Origin of the sequence: Streptomyces cinnabarinus (genome assembly GCF_027270315.1) — a bacterium.
In the GTDB taxonomy this organism is placed as follows: Bacteria; Actinomycetota; Actinomycetes; order Streptomycetales; family Streptomycetaceae; genus Streptomyces; species Streptomyces cinnabarinus.
In genome coordinates this window covers 6,993,419-7,012,264 of record NZ_CP114413.1, presented here as the reverse complement: position 1 = coordinate 7,012,264, position 18,846 = coordinate 6,993,419, and the positions used below count along the sequence as shown (strand labels likewise).

Genomic DNA, 18,846 nt, shown 5'->3' with positions numbered 1-18,846 from the left:
TCAACGCACGGACCATCAGGCGCAGTTGGCTCGCCCTCGGGAGGACGTCATGACCAGGACGCGCGGCAGACACCGGCGGCAGAAGCGCGGCCGCGCACTGCGCGGAGTGCTGGCGGGCACCGCCCTGGCGCTCACCGCGGCCGCCACCATGATCAGCGCCTCCCAGGCCACGGTCGACGACAACCCCGGGGAGCTGAAGCCCCTCACCTCCCGCGCCGAGCTGAGCACCCTCAGGCTGAGCGAGGACCTGGTGCCCGAGCGGTCCCTGGACCGGCTCACCACCCGGCTGGGCCGACCCGTCGGGGTCGACACGGTGCTCGCCGACGCCGACCGCACGCTGCGCGATCCGGCCGACTGCACGGCCGCCGAGCGCGCGGCGCTACCGATAACGCCCGAGGCCACCCGCGCCTACTGCTGGGACGCCGCCGACACCCGCGGCTGGCGGTCGGGGCCGGTCACCACTTCCGGGGACGCCGACGATGACGGCCGCTGGGGCGAGCGGCGCGTTCTGCTCTCCGCCTGGTCCGACGGCACGGCCTCCCGGGTCGCGTTCGTCGACGCCACCGAACTCGACCGCCTCCGCTACACCTGGGTCGGGCTCACCGTGCCCACGGACGACGGCAGCGCCTACCGCCCGCTGCGCACGGCGGTCTCCGGCATGGTCTGGTACCAGGACAAGCTGCTGGTCACCACGCGGGACGGCGTCTACGTCCACGACATGCACCGCGTCCAGCGCGCGGCCGGGGCGGACGGTTCACGGTTCGTCCTGCCCGCCGTCGGCGTGTACCGCCCGGCCGGAGCGAGCCCCGTCGGCCTCTCCCTGGACCGCACCACCTCGCCCGACAGCCTGGTGGCGCGCGGCGGCGACCGGCTGTGGCGGTACGCCTTCAGCGCCGACCCGGGCCGCACCGGCCTGCTCGCCACCGGAAGGGCGACCGAGGCGTTCCGCTCGGGGGCGGACGGGCCCGGCGGGGTGCTGTCGCACCGCTCCCGCTGGTACGTGACACAGGCCGGCGAGGAGCACGGCACGCTGTGGCGGCAGGGCGCGAGCGAGGCGCGGGCCACATACTGCGGGGCCCATGACAGCCACCGCTGCTGGAGCGGGTCGACGTCCTCCCTGTCCTACTGGCAGGAGACCGGGGAGGTCTGGTCGCAGTCGGGGCGGACCCTGTTCGCGCTGCCGCTGAGCTCGATCGACAGATCGCTGGATTAGATGGTTCCCTGGGCGGCATGCCCAACATTCCCGTGACCACCTGGTCCCTGGAGCAGACGGACCCCGCCGACCTGCTGTCGGCCGCCGCCCCCGAGGGTGACGTGCGGATCGTCCGCTCCGAGGTCCCCTCTCCCGAGTTCAGCCGCTTCCTGTACGCCTCCGTCGGCGGCGACATCCGCTGGATCGACCGGCTCGGCTGGAGCCACGCCCAGTGGCGGGAGCACCTGGACCGCCCCGGGGTGGAGACCTGGGTCGCCCACGACCGGGGCACGCCCGCCGGGTACGTGGAGCTGAGCCCGCAGGACGACGGGGTCGTGGAGATCGAGTACTTCGGGCTGCTCCCCGCCTTCCGGGGCCGCCGCATCGGCGGCCACCTGCTCTCCTACGGCGCCGCCCGCGCCTGGGACCTCGCCGAGCGCTGGCCCGGACTGCCGGTGACCAAGCGGGTGTGGCTGCACACCTGCAGCCTCGACGGCGAGCACGCCATGGACAATTACCAGCGCCGCGGCTTCAAGCTGTTCGACACCAAGGTCGAGGAGCAGCCGGAGGTGTCCGCGCCGGGCCCCTGGCCGGGGGCATACCCCGCCTGACCTGCGCGAGGCGGTATCTCCCCGCCATGTGACCAAGGACACCCTTGTCTCGCTCTACGAGACAAGGGTGTCCGCATGATGGACGAAGCTGGACTGTGTCCAGAACGCCGTGACACGCTTCCGTCATGTCTGGAACTGGAATTGCCTTGGTGAGTCGGCGGCACGTCGACCTCGGCCGCATGTCCAGCGCCATCTGTCCGGCGCGCTGAGAGCACATTCAGCACCGCCCGGCATCTCCCCTTTTGCTTGCTTTCCCGCGCAAGGACGCGCACGTCTGTCGTGTGCCTGTGCGCAGGTCAGAGCCGCTTTCCCGCCTGTCCCGAAGGACGTATCAACCATGGCCGCCACCCCTGAGAACCCCGCCGCCGCGAGCCCGCGCCGCAAGGTGAGCCGGCACCGCGGCGAGGGCCAGTGGGCCGCGGGGCACTTCACCCCGCTGAACGGCAACGAACAGTTCAAGAAGGACGACGACGGTCTCAATGTGCGGACACGCATTGAGACGATCTACTCCAAGCGCGGCTTCGACTCGATCGACCCCAACGACCTGCGCGGCCGGATGCGCTGGTGGGGTCTGTACACCCAGCGCCGCCAGGGCATCGACGGTGGCAAGACCGCCGTTCTGGAGCCGGAGGAGCTGGACGACGAGTACTTCATGCTGCGCGTCCGCATCGACGGCGGCCGGCTGACCACGCGGCAGCTCCGCGTCGTCGGTGAGATCTCGCAGGAGTTCGCGCGCGGCACCGCCGACATCACCGACCGGCAGAACGTCCAGTACCACTGGATCCGGATCGAGGACGTGCCGGAGATCTGGAACCGCCTGGAGGCGGTCGGGCTGTCCACCACCGAGGCGTGCGGGGACACGCCCCGTGTGATCCTCGGCTCGCCGGTCGCCGGGATCGCCGCCGACGAGATCATCGACGGCACCTCGGCCATCGACGAGATCCAGCGCCGGATCATCGGCAACCCGGCGTTCTCGAACCTGCCCCGCAAGTTCAAGTCCGCGATCTCCGGCTCGCCGCTGCTGGACGTGGCGCACGAGATCAACGACATCGCGTTCGTCGGGGTGAACCACCCCGAGCACGGCCCCGGCTTCGACCTCTGGGTCGGCGGCGGCCTGTCCACCAACCCCAAGATCGGGGTCCGGCTCGGCGCCTGGGTCCCGCTCGACGAGGTCCCGGACGTCTACGAGGGCGTCATCTCGATCTTCCGTGACTACGGCTACCGTCGGCTGCGCACCCGCGCCCGGCTGAAGTTCCTGGTCGCCGACTGGGGCCCGGAGAAGTTCCGCCAGGTCCTGGAGGACGAGTACCTCCAGCGCAAGCTGACCGACGGCCCGGCCCCGGCCCAGCCCGTCGAGCGCTGGCGCGACCACGTCGGCGTGCACCGGCAGAACGACGGCCGCTTCTACGTCGGTTTCGCCCCGCGCGTGGGCCGCGTGGACGGCACCACCCTGACGAAGATCGCCGAGCTGGCCGAGGCGCACGGCTCGGGCCGGGTGCGCACCACCGCCGAGCAGAAGATGCTCGTGCTGGACGTCGAGGAGGGCCAGGTCGACTCGCTCGTCGAGGGCCTGGAGGCGCTGGACCTCACGGTCAGCCCCTCCCCGTTCCGGCGCGGCACCATGGCCTGCACCGGCATCGAGTACTGCAAGCTCGCCATCGTCGAGACCAAGGCGCGCGGCGCCTCGCTGATCGATGAACTGGAGCGCCGGATCCCGGAGTTCGACGAGCCGCTCACCATCAACATCAACGGCTGCCCGAACGCCTGCGCCCGTATCCAGGTCGCGGACATCGGTCTCAAGGGCCAGCTGGTCCTCGACGACCAGGGGCAGCAGGTCGAGGGCTACCAGGTGCACCTGGGCGGCGCGCTCGGCCTGGAGGCCGGGTTCGGCCGCAAGGTGCGCGGTCTGAAGGTGACGGCCGAGGAACTGCCCGACTACGTCGAGCGGGTCCTGAAGCGGTTCCAGGCCGAGCGCGAGGCCGGCGAGCGGTTCGCCACCTGGGCGGCGCGCGCCTCCGAGGAGGCCCTGTCATGAGCGAGCGGGCCGCCCCCTTCTACTGCCCCTACTGCGGTGACGAGGACCTGCGTCCGAGCGAGCAGGGCCACGGCGCGTGGGAATGCGCGGCGTGCAACCGGGCCTTCCAGTTGAAGTTCCTCGGGCTGCTGGCCCGGGGCCTTCAGCAGAACGAAGCAGGGGGAGACGAGATATGACGACCACTCAGGAAGACCGCGCCACCGAGGACTTGAAGGCGCTCGCCGAGCAGGCGGGCCGCGACCTGGAGGACGCCTCCGCACTGGAGATCCTCCAGTGGGCGGCGGACACCTTCGGCCGGCGCTTCTGTGTGACCTCCTCGATGGAGGACGCGGTGGTCGCCCATCTCGCCTCCCGCGCGTTGCCTGGTGTTGACGTGGTGTTTCTGGACACCGGCTATCACTTTCCCGAAACCATCGGTACACGCGATGCGGTAGAGGCGGTGATGGACGTCAACGTCATCACGCTCACCCCGCGTCAGTCGGTCGCCGAGCAGGACGCGGAGTACGGCCCCCGGCTGCACGACCGCGATCCGGACCTGTGCTGCAAGCTGCGCAAGGTCCAGCCGCTGGAGCAGGGCCTCACGGGCTACCGGGCGTGGGCGACGGGCCTGCGCCGCGACGAGTCCCCGACCCGGGCGAACACCCCGGTCGTCGGCTGGGACGAGAAGCGGCAGAAGGTCAAGATCTCGCCGATCGCCAAGTGGACCCAGGAGGACGTGGACGCCTATGTCACCGAGCACGGCGTCCTCACCAACCCGCTGCTGATGGACGGCTACGCCTCCGTCGGCTGCGCCCCCTGCACCCGGCGTGTCCTGGAGGGCGAGGACGCGCGCGCCGGCCGCTGGGCGGGCCGCGCCAAGACCGAGTGCGGACTGCATCTGTGACCACGACCCCGTTTCCGGAGAATCAGGAGAACCACGTGACGACCGGAGCCACCGTCTGGCTCACGGGTCTGCCGTCCGCCGGCAAGACCACCATCGCGTACGAGCTGGCCGGCCGGCTGCGCGAGGAGGGCCACCGTGTCGAGGTGCTCGACGGCGACGAGATCCGCGAGTTCATCTCCGCGGGCCTCGGCTTCACCCGCGAGGACCGGCACACCAACGTCCAGCGCATCGGCTTCCTCGCCGATCTGCTCGCCCGTAACGGCGTCAAGGCGCTGGTGCCGGTGATCGCGCCGTACACCGACAGCCGCGAGGCGGTGCGCAAGCGCCACCAGGAGAGCGGGGCGGCGTACCTGGAGGTGCACGTGGCCACTCCGGTCGAGGTGTGCTCCGTACGCGATGTGAAGGGCCTGTACGCCAAGCAGGCGGCGGGCGCGCTGTCCGGGCTGACCGGGGTCGATGACCCGTACGAGGAGCCCGAGTCGCCCGATCTGCGGATCGAGTCGCAGAACCAGTCCGTGCAGGAGTCCGCGGCGGCCGTGTACGCCCTGCTCAGCGAAAGGGGCCTGGCATGACGACGACCGTCTCCTCGGTCGAGGAGGGCACGCGCACGCCGTACGCCCTCTCCCACCTGGACTCGCTGGAGTCCGAGGCGGTGCACATCTTCCGCGAGGTGGCGGGCGAGTTCGAGCGGCCGGTGATCCTCTTCTCCGGCGGCAAGGACTCCATCGTCATGCTGCACCTGGCGCTGAAGGCGTTCGCGCCCGCGCCGGTGCCGTTCTCGCTGCTGCACGTCGACACCGGGCACAACTTCCCCGAGGTCCTGGAGTACCGCGACCGCGCGGTGGCCGAGCACGGGCTGCGGCTGCATGTCGCCTCCGTGCAGGACTACATCGACCGCGGCGTGCTCAAGGAGCGTGCCGACGGCACCCGCAACCCGCTGCAGACGCTGCCGCTCACGGAGAAGATCCAGAGCGAGAAGTTCGACGCGGTGTTCGGCGGCGGGCGCCGCGACGAGGAGAAGGCGCGCGCCAAGGAGCGGGTGTTCTCGCTGCGCGACGAGTTCTCCCAGTGGGATCCGCGCCGTCAGCGGCCCGAGCTGTGGAACCTGTACAACGGCCGCCACGCTCCCGGTGAGCACGTGCGGGTCTTCCCGCTCTCCAACTGGACCGAGCTGGACGTCTGGCAGTACATCGCCCGCGAGGGCATCGAGCTGCCCGAGATCTACTTCGCGCACGAGCGTGAGGTGTTCGCCCGCAGCGGCATGTGGCTGACGGCCGGTGAGTGGGGCGGCCCGAAGGAGGGCGAGACCGTCGAGAAGCGGCTCGTCCGCTACCGCACGGTCGGCGACATGTCCTGCACCGGCGCCGTCGACTCGGACGCGACCACGCTGGACGCGGTCATCGCCGAGATCGCCGCGTCCCGGCTCACCGAGCGGGGCGCGACCCGGGCGGACGACAAGCTCTCCGAGGCCGCGATGGAAGACCGTAAGCGCGAGGGGTACTTCTAAGCATGAGCACCACCACGGAACTCTCCGAGACGACCCTGCTGCGGTTCGCCACGGCCGGTTCGGTCGACGACGGCAAGTCCACGCTCGTCGGCCGGCTGCTGCACGACTCCAAGTCGGTGCTCGCCGACCAGCTGGAGGCCGTCGAGCACGCTTCCCGCAACCGCGGCCAGGACGCACCCGACCTCGCGCTGCTCACCGACGGGCTGCGCGCCGAGCGCGAGCAGGGCATCACCATCGATGTCGCCTACCGCTACTTCGCCACCCCGCGGCGCCGGTTCATCCTCGCCGACACCCCGGGCCATGTGCAGTACACGCGGAACATGGTCACCGGCGCCTCCACCGCCGAGCTGACGGTGATCCTCATCGACGCCCGCAACGGCGTCGTCGAGCAGACCCGTCGGCACGCCGCGCTGGCCGCGCTGCTGCGTGTCCCGCACGTGGTCCTCGCCGTCAACAAGATGGACCTCGTGGAGTACCAGGAGTCCGTGTTCGCCGCCATCGCCGAGGAGTTCACGGCGTACGCGACCGAGCTGGGCGTCCCGGAGATCACCGCGATCCCGATCTCGGCGCTCGCCGGTGACAACGTGGTGGAGCCGTCCGCGAACATGGACTGGTACGGCGGCCCGACGGTGCTGGAGCACCTGGAGACCGTGCCCGTCACGCACGACCTGAGCCACTGCCACGCGCGGCTGCCCGTGCAGTACGTGATCCGGCCGCAGACCGCCGAGCACCCCGACTACCGCGGTTACGCGGGCCAGATCGCGGCGGGCTCCTTCCGGGTCGGCGAGCAGGTCACCGTGTTGCCGTCGGGCCGCGCCACGAAGATCTCGGGCATCGACGTCCTCGGCGAGCCGGTCGACGTCGCCTGGACCGCCCAGTCGGTGACCCTCCTGCTGGAGGACGACATCGACATCTCGCGCGGCGACCTGATCGTGCCCAGCAAGGACGCGCCGCCGACCACCCAGGACATCGAGGCGACCGTGTGCCACGTCGCCGACCAGCCGCTCACCGTCGGCCACCGGGTGCTGCTCAAGCACGGCACCCGCACGGTCAAGGCGATCGTGAAGGACATCCCGTCCCGGCTCACGCTGGACGACCTGTCCCTGCACCCGCACCCGGGTCAGCTCGTCGCCAACGACATCGGCCGGGTGAAGATCCGGACCGCCGAGCCGCTGCCGGTCGACTCCTACGCCGACTCACGGCGCACGGGTTCGTTCATCCTGATCGACCCCAGCGACGGCACCACGCTCACCGCCGGCATGGTCGGCGAGTCCTTCGCCTCCCCGGAGCCCGTCAAGGACGAGGCCGAGGACGACGGCTGGGACTTCTGATCATGAACTCGACCGCACCGGGCGGGATGCCGCGATGTCCGCGCTGATCCCGTACCCGTACATCCGCCGTACTCCCGGCCGCGCTTCGTAAGGGCGTCGAGCCGGGTCGTCGAGAGGAACTCCTCCCCGTGCCTGCCACCCCCGCCCTGCGCCGTGCCCTCGCGGTACTGGCCGTGCTGCCGCTGCTCGCGCTCGCGGCCGCCTGCGGCTACGGCTCCCAGGCCGTGGAGAACACCGAGCAGGCGATCCCGGGGGCGGCGAAGGTCGACGGTCTGGACTCGGTGCGGATCGGCTACTTCGGGAACCTCACCCACGCGACCGCCCTGGTGGGGCGGCACGAGGGCATCTTCCAGGAGCAGTTGGGCGGTACGACGGCGAAGTACGCGGCGTTCAACGCCGGTCCCTCGGAGATCGAGGCGCTGAACTCGGGGTCCATCGACATCGGGTGGATCGGGCCGTCGCCCGCGATCAACGGCTATGTGAAGGCGGACGGTTCCAACCTTCGGATCATCTCGGGCTCGGCCTCCGGTGGCGTGAAGCTGGTGGTGAACCCGGAGAAGGTCAAGTCGCTGAAGGACGTCAGAGGCAAGCGGATCGCCACTCCGCAGCTCGGCAACACCCAGGACGTGGCGTTCCTCAACTGGATCGCCGAGCAGGGCTGGAAGGTCGACGCGCAGAGCGGCAAGGGTGACGTCGACGTCGTCCGCTCCGACAACAAGGTGACGCCCGACCTCTACCGGTCCGGGTCGATCGACGGCGCCTGGGTGCCGGAGCCGACCGCCTCGAAGCTGGTCGCCGAGGGCGGGAAGGTGCTGCTGGACGAGGCCGACCTGTGGCCCGGCGAGGAGTTCGTGATCACGAACGTGATCGTGTCGCAGAGCTTCCTCAAGGAGCACCCCAAGGCCGTGGAGGCGGTGCTGAAGGCCTCCGTCGAGGCCAACCGGTGGATCAACGCCAACCCGGAGGAGGCGAAGGCCGCGGCCAACGCGCAGTTGGCGACGGACACCGGCAAGGCCCTGCCCGCCGACGTCATCGACACGGCCTGGCCGTCCATCGGGTTCACCGACGATCCGCTGGCCGCCACGCTGGACGCGCAGGCGCGGCACGCCGTCAAGGCGGGTCTGCTGGAGCGGCCGGACCTGACCGGCATCTATGACCTGGCACCGCTGAACAGGGTCCTCAGAGCCGAGGGCGAACCCGAGGCCGACGACGCCGGTCTCGGCGTCAAGTAACGGATCCGACGATTTCCCAGGAGGTGACGACCATGGCAACCGCCCTCGCCAAGGCTGTCGGCACGGACACGTCCGTGGAGCACGCCGCGCGTATCACCCACGTCTCGAAGTCCTTCGGCGGCCCCGCCGGGCAGCAGCTCGTCCTGGACGACATCACCCTCGATGTCGCACCCGGCGAGTTCGTCACCCTCCTGGGAGCCTCCGGCTGCGGCAAGTCCACCCTGCTCAACCTCGTCGCCGGACTCGACCGCCCCAGCGCGGGCGACATCACCACCGACGGCCGCCCGGCCCTGATGTTCCAGGAACACGCCCTCTTCCCCTGGCTCACCGCGGGCAAGAACATCGAACTCGCCCTCAAACTCCGCGGCATCCCCAAGCCCGAGCGGCGCGCGCGGGCCGAGGAACTGCTGGACCTGGTCCGCCTGGGCGGGGCCTACGGCAAGCGGGTGCACGAACTGTCCGGCGGTATGCGCCAGCGCGTCGCCCTGGCCCGCGCCCTGGCCCAGGACAGCAAACTCCTCCTGATGGACGAGCCGTTCGCCGCGCTGGACGCCATCACCCGCGACGTCCTGCACGACGAACTGACCCGCATCTGGCGCGAGACGGGCCTGTCCGTCCTCTTCGTCACCCACAACGTCCGCGAGGCCGTACGCCTGGCCCAGCGGGTGGTGCTGCTGTCCTCCCGCCCCGGACGCATCGCCCGGGAATGGACCGTCTCCATCCCGCACCCGCGCCGCATCGAGGACAGCGAGGTCGCCGAACTGTCCGTCGAGATCACCGAAGAACTGCGTGGGGAGATCCGCCGCCATGGCCAGCACTGACACCACCGCCAAGGACGGCAACGACCTCGCCGGACTCGAAGCCGGCCTCGACGCCCTCGACACCGTCCAGACCACCCGCACCCCCCTGCGCGAGACCCTCCTCCGCAAGGTGCTGCCGCCGATCACCGCGGTCGCGCTGGTGCTGGTGGTGTGGCAGCTGCTGGTCTGGGCCGAGATAGCCCCCGCCTACAAGCTCCCCGCACCGTCCGCCGTATGGGACGAGGTCCAGGCGGCCTGGCTCCAGGGCACCCTGCTGGACTACATCTGGACCAGCGTCTCGCGCGGCCTGCTCGGCTTCCTGTTCGCCCTCGCCATCGGCACCCCGCTCGGCCTGCTCGTCGCCCGGGTGAAGTTCATCCGGGCCGCCATCGGCCCGATCCTCTCCGGCCTCCAGTCCCTCCCCTCGGTGGCCTGGGTTCCTCCGGCCGTGCTGTGGCTGGGGCTGAACAACTCGATGATGTACGCCGTCATCCTGCTCGGCGCGGTCCCCTCCATCGCCAACGGCCTGGTCGCGGGCATCGACCAGATCCCCCCGCTGTTCCTGCGCGCCGGACGCACCCTCGGCGCGACCGGTCTGAAGGGTGCCTGGCACATCGTGATGCCGGGCGCGCTTCCGGGCTATCTGGCGGGTCTGAAGCAGGGCTGGGCGTTCTCCTGGCGTTCACTGATGGCCGCCGAGATCATCGCCTCCTCCCCCGACCTCGGCGTCGGCCTGGGCCAGTTGCTGGAGAACGGCCGCAACAACGCCAGCATGTCCCAGGTCTTCCTCGCCATCTTCCTCATCCTCCTCGTCGGCATCGCCATCGACCTGCTGATCTTCAGCCCGCTGGAGCGCCGGGTCCTGCGCAGCCGCGGCCTGCTGGCGAGAAGGTGAGTCCCATGCGCCACACGCCGGTTCTTCTCGTCATCGCCCACGGCAGCCGCGACCCGCGGCACGCCGCGACCGTGGACGCCCTGGTACGGCGGGTGCGCTCGCTGCGCCCCGGGCTGCGCGTGGAGACCGGCTTCCTGGACTTCAACATCCCCTCCGTGCAGGGCGTCCTGGAGTCCCTGGCGGCCGAGGGCGTGCGCGACGTGGTCGCGCTGCCCCTGCTGCTGACCCGCGCCTTCCACGCGAAGGCCGACATCCCCGCGGTCCTGCGGGACGCTCCGCCGCAGCTGCGCATCCGGCAGACGGAGGTGCTCGGACCGTCCCCGCTGCTGCTCACGGCGCTGGAGCGACGGCTGTACGAGGCGGGGCTCACCCCCGCCGACAAGTCCTCGACCGGGGTCGTGCTGGCCTCGGCGGGGTCCACCGACCCGGAGGCGAGCGCGGTGATCGCAGCAATCGCGCGGGAGTGGCGGCACACCGGTTGGTGCGCCGTGCGACCCGCGTTCGCCTCCGCATCCCTGCCCCGCACCGAGGACGCGGTCCGCGAACTGCGCGCCCTCGGCTGCGCACGGGTGGCCGTCGCGCCGTACGTCCTCGCCCCCGGCTTCCTCCCGGACCGCATCGCGCGGGGCGCCGCCGGGGCGGACGTCCTGGCCGAGGTGCTGGGCCCCGCTCCCGAGGTGGCGCGACTGCTGCTGGAGCGCTACGACGAGGCCCGGGTACCGGTGCTGGCGGCCGTGGGCGCCTGAGCCCGTCCCCGCCTGGTCGGATTCGGGAAAAGCGCCTCCCTTGTCCCGGCTGTCTGCTGGGATGGTCCCTCGAGGACGAGCGGGGGAGAGCAGTTCGCGTGGCGGGTCGTGAGTTCGGGCATGTTCTGGGCCTGCCGCGGGCCCTGTCCGGGCTGCCGTTGAGCCCCTTGGCCGTCGGTTACGGCGACCTCGCGGCCGCCCAGCACGCGGCGGGATTACGGCACCTCGGCGAGGCGCTCGCCCCCGCGGGCGACTTACGTGTCCTGGACGGCCTGTACGTCCCCTCCGGTCCGCGCGGCCGACGACGGGTGGACGCGGACCTGCTGGACGACCTCGCCGGTACCGCCTCCCCCGCCGCTCGGGTGGCGGAGCTGCTGGCGGGGCTGCACCGGCGTGATCCGCAGGGGCCGCGCCGGGTCGTGCTGTACCAACTGATCTGTCTGCTCCAGGAGTCGTGCCCCGTCGCGGAGCTGGGCGTGCATCCCGACGAACGGGCCGGTCTGGTGGCGGCGGCCGGGCTGCGGCCCACGCTGGACCGGCGGCAGCGGGACGCGGCCGAGTCGGTGGCCGACGCCTGGGAGCGGCGTCGGCTGCACCGGGTGCGCGGCCTGGTGGAGCGGTTACCGCAGGGCGACCCGGGACTGGAGCGGTTACGGACCGCGCTGGAGGCCCGGTCGGCGAAGGCCGAGGCGGCTCTCGCGGCGGCGCGCCGGGCCGAGGAGGGCGGCGCGGCGGACATCGCGAGCGAGCGGTATCTGCGCGCGCTGGACCTGGCGGCCGATGACAGACGGGCCGTGCGGGGCCTGGTGCGGGTGCACCGGCCCGGACCCGAAGCCCCGTTGCGCGCCGAACTCGCCCTGGATCACATCGCGTTGGACTGGGACCGCGCCGGCTCCGACTGGCGGCTGCTGTGTCTGTACCGCACGGAGCAGGGCGCGGTCCGGGTGCGCGAGGTGCCCGCCGACGCCGCCCGGGACACGGCCGTACCTCTCGGCACCGCGGTCCGCTACGCCGTGTTCCCGCTGGAGGACGGGCGGGTGTCCGGGCCCCCGCTGGTGTCGCACCGGGTGCTGTTCGCGCCCGAGGTGGCCGGGCTGTCACTGACCGACGGACCGGGGCGGATCGCGGGAACCTGGCGGCGGCCGCCGGGAGCCGCCGAGGTGACCGTCGAGCTGGCCGGAGGGACGCGGTTGGACACCCGCGCCGACGGTTTCACCTCGACCGGGCTGCCGGTCGGCCGCCACACCCTCCGGGTCGTGTGCCACTACCGCACGCCGGACGGACGGCTCGTCCCCTCCCCCGGCGTCCGTGCCGCACACACGGTCCATCCCTGGCCCGATCCCGTCCGCACCCTCACCGCCACACCCGACGGCGACACCGTACGGTTCGACTGGACCGGAGGTGCGGGCGCCGAGGTCCGCCTGGTGGTGTGGCCGGGCCGACCACCGCTTCCCGGGGCGGAGTTGCGGACGTCGGAACTGCCGCCCGCCGTGACCTCACCGGCCGCCGGGCACTCCCGGGTCGCCGCCGTCGCCGTACTGGGCGAACGGGCGCTGGCCGGGCCCGCGGTCGACGTCGAGGTGCTCCAGCCGGTGACCGGGCTCACCGCCCGGCGGCTGCCCGACGGGGCGGTCTCGGTCCTCCTGGACTGGCCCGGGGCGACGAACCAGCTCATGGTCCGCTGGGAGGGTCCCGACGGCGCCGGCGAGCGGACCGTCACCGCGCACGCCTACCGGCGCGGCGGGCTGCGACTGCGCCTGGGGCCGGGAGAGGTGAGGCTGCGCGCCACGGCCGTGCCGCAGGCGCCGGACGGGGTGGTCGTGACCGCGGCCGGTGCCGAGACCGTGCTGCCGCCGGACACCTTCATCGGCTATCAACTCGTGCGCGACCGGCGGCGGTTCCTCGGCAAGGGCCGTACCCTGCTGAGGGTCACCCTGTCCTCCCTCGGTGGTGCGGGCGGCCCGGAGGTCCCCGAGTTCGTGTGTGTCGCCCGCAGTGGGACGCTCCGGCCGCGCAGCGCCGCCGACGGCACGACCGTTCTGCGTATCCCCGGTACCGATCTGACCCGGCACGGCACGGTCGAGCAGGAACTGCCGGCCGCGCCGCTCCCGACCCCGTACACCTTGCGCGGCTTCCTGCTGGGCGAGCACGCGGCCGCCGTGCGACTCGAAGAACCGTCCCCCGCGACCCTGGTGGTGCGCTGACCATGACGACCGTGATCTGCCCCTACTGCTTCGCCCGCTCCGCCGCGGCCAGGCTGCCCTACCGCTGTCTGATGACGCCGACCGGCGTTCGTGGCGGCAAACCCTGCGGTCCCGAACGGGACGACGTCTGGGCCGGGTTCATGGGGCCGGGAGTGCCGCCGAACGCCCGGATGCGCGGGCCCGTGTTCGGCGCGCCCCGCAGGGTCGGATGGCGGGTCGGCGCGGGCAGCAGCGTGCCGTGCCCGGGGTGCGGGGTGGGCACCACGACCCGGGTGTGCGGGTCCTGCCACAGCGACCTGCCGAGCGACTACTGCGACCACGACAGCCGGATCATCGCCCTGGTCGGGGCGAAGGCGTCGGGCAAGAGCACCTATGTCTCGGTGCTGGTCAACGAGTTGAACCACCGGGTGGGCCAGGCCTATCACGCGACGCTGGCCGCGATGGGGCAGAGCACACAGATCCGGGACCGGGAGATGGCGGAGGACCTGTACGAGCGGCTGCGGCTGCCGGACGCCACCCGGCCGGCGGCGCTCGGCTTCAACGACCCGCTTCTGTACCGCCTCAGCCTGCCCCGGCGCGGCCGTCTCGGTTCCGGGACCCGGCACACCGCGCTGGTCTTCTTCGACGCGGCGGGCGAGGATCTCGCGGGTGCCGAGGCGATGGACCGCTACACCCGCTACCTCAGCGCCGCCGACGGGATAGTCCTGCTCGTGGACCCGCTGCAACTCGGCTCGGTGCGGGACCGGTTGCCGGTCCACGACGGTCCTCCGCTGCCCGTGGTGGAGACCCCGCCGCAGCAGATCGTCGCCGACCTCGCCCGACGGCTGCACGCCCATGGCAAGGGCGGTTCCCGGGGCCGGGTGGCCACCCCGATCGCGGTGGCGGTCACCAAGACCGACATGCTCAGACCGCTCCTCGACCCGCACTCCCCGGTGCTGCGCAACGCCCCGCACCCGGACGGCACCCTCGACGAGGACGACCGGCTCGGCGTGCACGAGGAGATCCGCTCCCTGCTCACCGGCTGGGACTCGGGCGCGCTCGTGCGGCAACTGGAGCTGGACTTCGCCGAGTTCGCCCTGTTCGGGCTGTCCGCGCTGGGCGCTCCACCGCCCGCCGAGGCACCGGCGGACGTGCCCAAATCCGGTCCGCAGCCGGTCCGGGTGGAGGATCCGCTGCTGTGGCTGCTGGCCCGGCGCGGACTGCTGCCGGTGCACCGCACTTCGGGGAAGGAGCGGGTCAAGTGACCCTGGCCCAGCTGCACTACACGTCGGCGCCGCCGGGCCCGGACGGTTCGGGCTTCCGGTTCACCGCGGTCAGCGCGGGGGTGCCGCAGGGGCTGCTGCGGGAGGCGGAGCAGCTCATCGGTTACGAGCCGCCGCGCGACTGCCCGGCCCGACCGGACGCGGAGCAGCTGAAGAGCTTCCCGAAGGCCTTCTCCTTCTCGGAACTATCTGACGGCGGGCGGCTGTTGAGTCGCTCCGTCTACACCGGCGCGGACTACACCGGGCGCTGGGGCAACTTCCACGCGCACGCGCTGCATCTGCCGCCGGGGGCACGGCTGCCGGACGGTGCGCTGCCCATCACGGCCTGGGAGTCCTCCCGTTGGGCGGACAGCACGCCCACGGACGGGCGGCCCGGGCCCGTCGACCGGCTCGAACCGTCCGGGCTGCTGCGCCGGGACGGGCTGGTCTCGTTCGCGGCGTCCCGGGCCGCCTGGCTGGCGCCGTTCTTCGCCGATCTGCGGGCGGTGGCACAGGACCCGGGCGCCGGTCAGATCGTGCTCGTGGAGCACGACAGCGCGGACGTCGCCCAGTGGATCGCGCTCGCCTGCACGGTGCTGCCGCGCGAACAGGCGCACCGGCTGACCTTCACGACGTACACCCGCCGTCCGCAGCAGGCCCGGCAGCAGATCGTGGGGGCGGTGCCGTCGTCGGAGCGGATCGCCCAGGATCACCGCTACCGGGTGCACGACTGCACGGGGCTGCCGCCGTCGGAGCCGGTCGCCGACACCTGGGCGGAGCTGTGCGCCCGGATCTGGACCGCGGGGCGGCCCGATCTGTTCCGCGACTCGGGGGACGGACTGGGGCCGCTGGCGGTGGCGGCGCTGACGGCGGGCATCACCCTGCGGTCCGACGCCCGGGCGGCCGCGGCCCGGTGGGCCGCCGGGCAGGCGCTGTCCGAGGCCACGCTGAGCGCGCTGATCGCGGGGCTGTGCCAGGGCGCGGCGGACGACGACGAACCGGCCGCGCTCGCCGCCCTGTTGGAGCGGCTGGACGGACAGGTGCCCACCGCCGTCTCGGCGCCGCTGGCCGCGCAGGTACTGGCGAGCGCGGTACTCGGCGGCGGCCCGGTGCCCGCGCTGCGCCCCGGGTCGCTGACCCCGCGGGCCCATGCCGAGCTGGCCCACCGGCTGGCGCCCGCGCTGCGTTCCGGTATCGCGGACGCCGCGCAGCCCGCCGACGGACGTCCGCTCGCCCTGCTGCGGATCGCGGATCTGCTCGACGTCGACTGCCAGGATCTGCTTCCCGAGCTGGCGGGGCGGCTGGCCCGCGCCCTGGTGAAGGTGGACCCGGAGGAGCGGTCGGCCGTGGCCGAGGAGCACCCCGTGGGGCATCCCGCCCGGCCGGCGCCGGAGACCGTCGAGGCGCCCGCGCCCCGGATCGAGATCTCGGCGCTGCTGGACGCCGTGCAGGAGCACCCCGCCCTGCGGATCGCGCTGTTCGGCTCCCTGGACGCGTTGGCGGCGGCCGATCCGCCCGGTGCGGCGCGGGCGCTGGCCGCGTCGGGGCTGCCGGTCGGGCTGCACACCGGCTTCCCCCATCTGCGGATGTGCGTGCTGGCGGAGCCCGGCGGCGACCGGCTCGCCCGGTTCCACGGGGTGCTGCGGACGGCCGGGGTGTCCCCGCACGCCGACACCGCCGTACTGCGGACCGCGCTGCGCCTGGTGTGGGCCGGGACGCTGCCGACGGGACAGGAGGCGAGCCTGCTCCTGAACGAGCTGGGGTCGGATCTGCATCAGGCCGCCGGGACCAGGGACGTGCTGATCGAGGCCGCCCTCACCGCGCCGTCCGACGACCCCGACGTCCCGGATCTCGCCGTCGATCTGCTGCGCAGCTTCAGCACGGAGCTGCGGCCCGCCGATCGCCCGGCACTGCTCCTGCTGGAGTTCGCGGGACTGCTGGGCACCACCGGCGAGGGCGAGAACTGGGTCGACCATGTGCTGACGCTCCGCGACGGCACGGCCGAACCGGTGCCGGACACGGTGCTGCGGCGCGTCTGCGACGCTCTCGCGGAGCGGCTGCTGGACTCCTCGACACCGGAGAGCGAGCTGTACGCCCTGGCCAGGTCCGGCGAGCCGCGACTGCTGGCCGCGTACGAACGCGCGGCGCGCTCCTCCCGGGTGGGCGACCGGCTGCGGGTCGTCCCGTCCTACGTCGCCGCCTGCTACTGCGCGTGGAGCGCCTACTCCGGCACCCATCCCGCCTGGGACGAGACCAGTTCCGCGCTGCTGGCCAAGGTGTTGCGGCCGATCGTGAAGGCGCTGCCCGCCGAGGACGTGGCCGCGGTGGAGGCGGCGCTCGGGCGGGCCGGGCGGGGCAAGCTCGACGCGTTCCGGGCCTGGAACCGGCCCGGCGCGCTGGGGCGGCTCGCGGGGCGGCTGTCCGGGCGCGGGAAGCGCGCGGAGCCGGGCGCCGCCTGGCCCGGGGACGTGGAGCCGCCGTACCGGGGAGGCCGCCGATGACCGCCATGACGGTGGTGTGGGGCTACTTCGCGTGGTGCGGTCTGATCGCCCTGGGCGTCGGCATGGGCCGGGTGATGTGGGAGTTCCTCGGGCTCGGGGTGCGGGGGGTCTGGCAGGGCCTCGGGCCGTGGCGCACGGGCCGCCCCGACCGGCGGATCCCAGCCGTCGGCGGCGACGAACCCGCCCCGCTCGTCTACTGGTGGCGGCAGATGTGGTCCGACGGGCTGAGCGCCGCGAGCTACGGCGTCGTCGTCATGTGGACCACGCTCGCCGACCCGTGGCTGGAGCGGACCGGCAGGAACCTGTTCCGCGGCCGCCTGCCCTCGGGGTCGCGCGCCTCCTCCCCGGCCGGTGCGGTGCTGCTGGTCGTGTTCGTGGCCCCGGGCACGGCGGCGGGCGCGCTCGTGGGCACCGCCCTGGCCACCTTGCTGCTCGGGCTCTTCCTCGTGACGTTCACCCTGCTGCTCGCCCTGATCTGGCTGGGCTGCGCGGCGACCGTACCGGTGCTGCGGGGCGCCGAGCGGGCGTGGGAGCTGGCCCGGGGAGTGCGCGTCAAGTGCCCCTACCCGCAGTGCTACCGGCCCGTACCGCTGGCCGTGCACCGCTGCCCCGGCTGCGACGCCGAACACGGCTCGCTGCGACCCGGCCGCTACGGCCTGCTGTGGCACCGGTGCACCTGCGGGCGCCGGCTGCCGACGACCCGGTTCGCCAAGCGCGGGGCGCTGACGGCCCAGTGCCCGTACTGCGCCCGGCGGTTGCCGGAGGTCACCGGCTCCACCCGGGTGGTGCACACGCCGCTGATCGGCGGCACCTCCTCCGGCAAGACGATGCTGATGGCGGCGATGGTGGAGGGGCTGCACGCGTTCGCGCGGCGCGGCGAGCTCACCGTCGAGTACGCCTCGGCCGACGACCGGACCGCCGCGAACGACCTCGGTCAGGAGCTCCAGCAGACCGGTTGGGCCCGCGCGACCACCGGCGGCCAGCCGCGCGCCCTGATGCTGACGGTCACCCGGGGGCGCCGCCGTCGGCTGCTCTATCTCTACGACCCGATGGGCGAGTCGGTCAGCGAGGCCGACCGGGTGCGCGCCCAGCCCTACCTCCAGCACGCCGACGGAGTCGTCCTCGTCGCGGACGTCCTGGCCGACGCCAAGGTGCGCGGCAGGCTCGGCACGGACGACCTCGCACGGGCCAAGGCGGCCCGGCCCTCGGCGCAGGGGCCGTGGGACACCTACCAGCGGCTGGCGGGCGAACTCCAGGCACTGACCGGGCGGCGCAAGCGGCTGTCCGTGGCCACCGTCGTCACCAAGCGGGACGTCCTGGACCAGCTGACCTCCCTGGCCGTACCGGGCGCCGAGGTCGACAAGTGGCTGACGGAGATCGGGCTCGATCCGCTGGTCCGGATCCTCGGGGGCGACTTCCGGGCGGCCCGCTACTGGGCGGTCAGTGCCCGGGCCGCCACCGGCGCCGGGGCCCTGGAGAGCGAGCAGCGCCGGGCGGCCGAGCCGGTGCTGTGGCTGCTCGCCGCCTCGGGACTGCGCACCGGAGCGCTGGCCGGGCCGGGCGGCACGGCGGGACCCAGGGAGCGCAGGATCCGGCTGCGCGGCCTCCGTGACCGTGAGAGGACCCCGGCATGACCCAGGTGACCCCGTCCATCGGGCGCTGGCGGCG

General features: G+C 72.8%; 17 protein-coding genes. All 17 read left to right on the top strand.

Going from position 1 to position 18,846, the window contains the following annotated elements:
• Nucleotides 1–49: 49 nt before the first annotated feature.
• Complete coding sequence (locus STRCI_RS31790) at nt 50–1,213, top strand: hypothetical protein (RefSeq protein ID WP_269662391.1); 1,164 nt, start codon at nt 50–52, stop codon at nt 1,211–1,213.
• Between the two features lie 17 nt (nt 1,214–1,230).
• Nucleotides 1,231–1,803 carry a GNAT family N-acetyltransferase gene (locus STRCI_RS31785; protein WP_269662390.1) on the top strand — a complete coding sequence of 191 codons (573 nt, stop codon included), beginning with the start codon at nt 1,231–1,233 and terminating at the stop codon, nt 1,801–1,803.
• A 125-nt stretch (nt 1,804–1,928) separates the two neighbouring features.
• On the top strand, nt 1,929–2,012 hold the full coding sequence (locus STRCI_RS43410; RefSeq protein ID WP_310591794.1) for a putative leader peptide: 84 nt from the start codon (nt 1,929–1,931) through the stop codon (nt 2,010–2,012).
• Nucleotides 2,013–2,140: 128 nt separating this feature from the next.
• Nucleotides 2,141–3,838, top strand: coding sequence for a nitrite/sulfite reductase (locus tag STRCI_RS31780; RefSeq protein ID WP_269662389.1), 1,698 nt, complete (start codon nt 2,141–2,143; stop codon nt 3,836–3,838).
• Nucleotides 3,835–4,014: a hypothetical protein gene (locus tag STRCI_RS31775; RefSeq protein WP_015656997.1), complete on the top strand. Its 180-nt coding sequence runs from the start codon at nt 3,835–3,837 to the stop codon at nt 4,012–4,014. The genes STRCI_RS31780 and STRCI_RS31775 overlap by 4 nt, the downstream gene beginning before the upstream one ends.
• The gene (locus tag STRCI_RS31770) at nt 4,011–4,721 is read left to right on the top strand and encodes a phosphoadenylyl-sulfate reductase (protein ID WP_269662388.1); all 711 of its coding nucleotides are present in this window, start codon (nt 4,011–4,013) and stop codon (nt 4,719–4,721) included. The genes STRCI_RS31775 and STRCI_RS31770 overlap by 4 nt, the downstream gene beginning before the upstream one ends.
• On the top strand, nt 4,718–5,293 hold the full coding sequence (gene cysC, locus STRCI_RS31765) for an adenylyl-sulfate kinase (RefSeq protein WP_269662387.1): 576 nt from the start codon (nt 4,718–4,720) through the stop codon (nt 5,291–5,293). The genes STRCI_RS31770 and cysC overlap by 4 nt, the downstream gene beginning before the upstream one ends.
• Complete coding sequence (gene cysD, locus STRCI_RS31760; RefSeq protein ID WP_269662386.1) at nt 5,290–6,228, top strand: sulfate adenylyltransferase subunit CysD; 939 nt, start codon at nt 5,290–5,292, stop codon at nt 6,226–6,228. The genes cysC and cysD overlap by 4 nt, the downstream gene beginning before the upstream one ends.
• Nucleotides 6,229–6,230: 2 nt before the next feature.
• Nucleotides 6,231–7,559 (top strand): sulfate adenylyltransferase subunit 1, encoded by a 1,329-nt coding sequence (locus STRCI_RS31755; protein ID WP_269662385.1) that lies wholly within the window; start codon nt 6,231–6,233, stop codon nt 7,557–7,559.
• A 128-nt stretch (nt 7,560–7,687) separates the two neighbouring features.
• Nucleotides 7,688–8,791 carry an aliphatic sulfonate ABC transporter substrate-binding protein gene (locus STRCI_RS31750; protein WP_269662384.1) on the top strand — a complete coding sequence of 368 codons (1,104 nt, stop codon included), beginning with the start codon at nt 7,688–7,690 and terminating at the stop codon, nt 8,789–8,791.
• A gap of 32 nt (nt 8,792–8,823) precedes the next feature.
• On the top strand, nt 8,824–9,612 hold the full coding sequence (locus STRCI_RS31745) for an ABC transporter ATP-binding protein (RefSeq protein ID WP_269657090.1): 789 nt from the start codon (nt 8,824–8,826) through the stop codon (nt 9,610–9,612).
• Nucleotides 9,599–10,486, top strand: coding sequence for an ABC transporter permease (locus tag STRCI_RS31740; protein ID WP_269662383.1), 888 nt, complete (start codon nt 9,599–9,601; stop codon nt 10,484–10,486). The genes STRCI_RS31745 and STRCI_RS31740 overlap by 14 nt, the downstream gene beginning before the upstream one ends.
• Nucleotides 10,487–10,491: 5 nt before the next feature.
• The gene (locus STRCI_RS31735) at nt 10,492–11,232 is read left to right on the top strand and encodes a sirohydrochlorin chelatase (protein WP_269662382.1); all 741 of its coding nucleotides are present in this window, start codon (nt 10,492–10,494) and stop codon (nt 11,230–11,232) included.
• Nucleotides 11,233–11,330: 98 nt separating this feature from the next.
• Nucleotides 11,331–13,436, top strand: coding sequence for a hypothetical protein (locus STRCI_RS31730; RefSeq protein ID WP_269662381.1), 2,106 nt, complete (start codon nt 11,331–11,333; stop codon nt 13,434–13,436).
• Nucleotides 13,437–13,438: 2 nt separating this feature from the next.
• A complete protein-coding gene (locus STRCI_RS31725) occupies nt 13,439–14,680 on the top strand; it encodes a TRAFAC clade GTPase domain-containing protein (RefSeq protein WP_269662380.1) in 1,242 nt (413 codons plus the stop codon).
• Nucleotides 14,677–17,178 carry a GTPase-associated protein 1-related protein gene (locus tag STRCI_RS31720; RefSeq protein WP_269662379.1) on the top strand — a complete coding sequence of 834 codons (2,502 nt, stop codon included), beginning with the start codon at nt 14,677–14,679 and terminating at the stop codon, nt 17,176–17,178. Before STRCI_RS31725 ends, STRCI_RS31720 begins: the two co-directional genes overlap by 4 nt.
• A complete protein-coding gene (locus STRCI_RS31715) occupies nt 17,175–18,812 on the top strand; it encodes a TRAFAC clade GTPase domain-containing protein (RefSeq protein ID WP_269662378.1) in 1,638 nt (545 codons plus the stop codon). The genes STRCI_RS31720 and STRCI_RS31715 overlap by 4 nt, the downstream gene beginning before the upstream one ends.
• Nucleotides 18,813–18,846: the final 34 nt, after the last annotated feature.

Coding starts and splice junctions, on each gene's coding strand:
- STRCI_RS31790 (WP_269662391.1), top strand. CDS start 50: ATGACCAGGACGCGCGGCAGACACCGGCGGCAGAAGCGCGGCCGCGCA.
- STRCI_RS31785 (WP_269662390.1), top strand. CDS start 1,231: ATGCCCAACATTCCCGTGACCACCTGGTCCCTGGAGCAGACGGACCCC.
- STRCI_RS43410 (WP_310591794.1), top strand. CDS start 1,929: ATGTCTGGAACTGGAATTGCCTTGGTGAGTCGGCGGCACGTCGACCTC.
- STRCI_RS31780 (WP_269662389.1), top strand. CDS start 2,141: ATGGCCGCCACCCCTGAGAACCCCGCCGCCGCGAGCCCGCGCCGCAAG.
- STRCI_RS31775 (WP_015656997.1), top strand. CDS start 3,835: ATGAGCGAGCGGGCCGCCCCCTTCTACTGCCCCTACTGCGGTGACGAG.
- STRCI_RS31770 (WP_269662388.1), top strand. CDS start 4,011: ATGACGACCACTCAGGAAGACCGCGCCACCGAGGACTTGAAGGCGCTC.
- cysD (WP_269662386.1), top strand. CDS start 5,290: ATGACGACGACCGTCTCCTCGGTCGAGGAGGGCACGCGCACGCCGTAC.
- STRCI_RS31755 (WP_269662385.1), top strand. CDS start 6,231: ATGAGCACCACCACGGAACTCTCCGAGACGACCCTGCTGCGGTTCGCC.
- STRCI_RS31745 (WP_269657090.1), top strand. CDS start 8,824: ATGGCAACCGCCCTCGCCAAGGCTGTCGGCACGGACACGTCCGTGGAG.
- STRCI_RS31740 (WP_269662383.1), top strand. CDS start 9,599: ATGGCCAGCACTGACACCACCGCCAAGGACGGCAACGACCTCGCCGGA.
- STRCI_RS31735 (WP_269662382.1), top strand. CDS start 10,492: ATGCGCCACACGCCGGTTCTTCTCGTCATCGCCCACGGCAGCCGCGAC.
- STRCI_RS31725 (WP_269662380.1), top strand. CDS start 13,439: ATGACGACCGTGATCTGCCCCTACTGCTTCGCCCGCTCCGCCGCGGCC.
- STRCI_RS31715 (WP_269662378.1), top strand. CDS start 17,175: ATGACCGCCATGACGGTGGTGTGGGGCTACTTCGCGTGGTGCGGTCTG.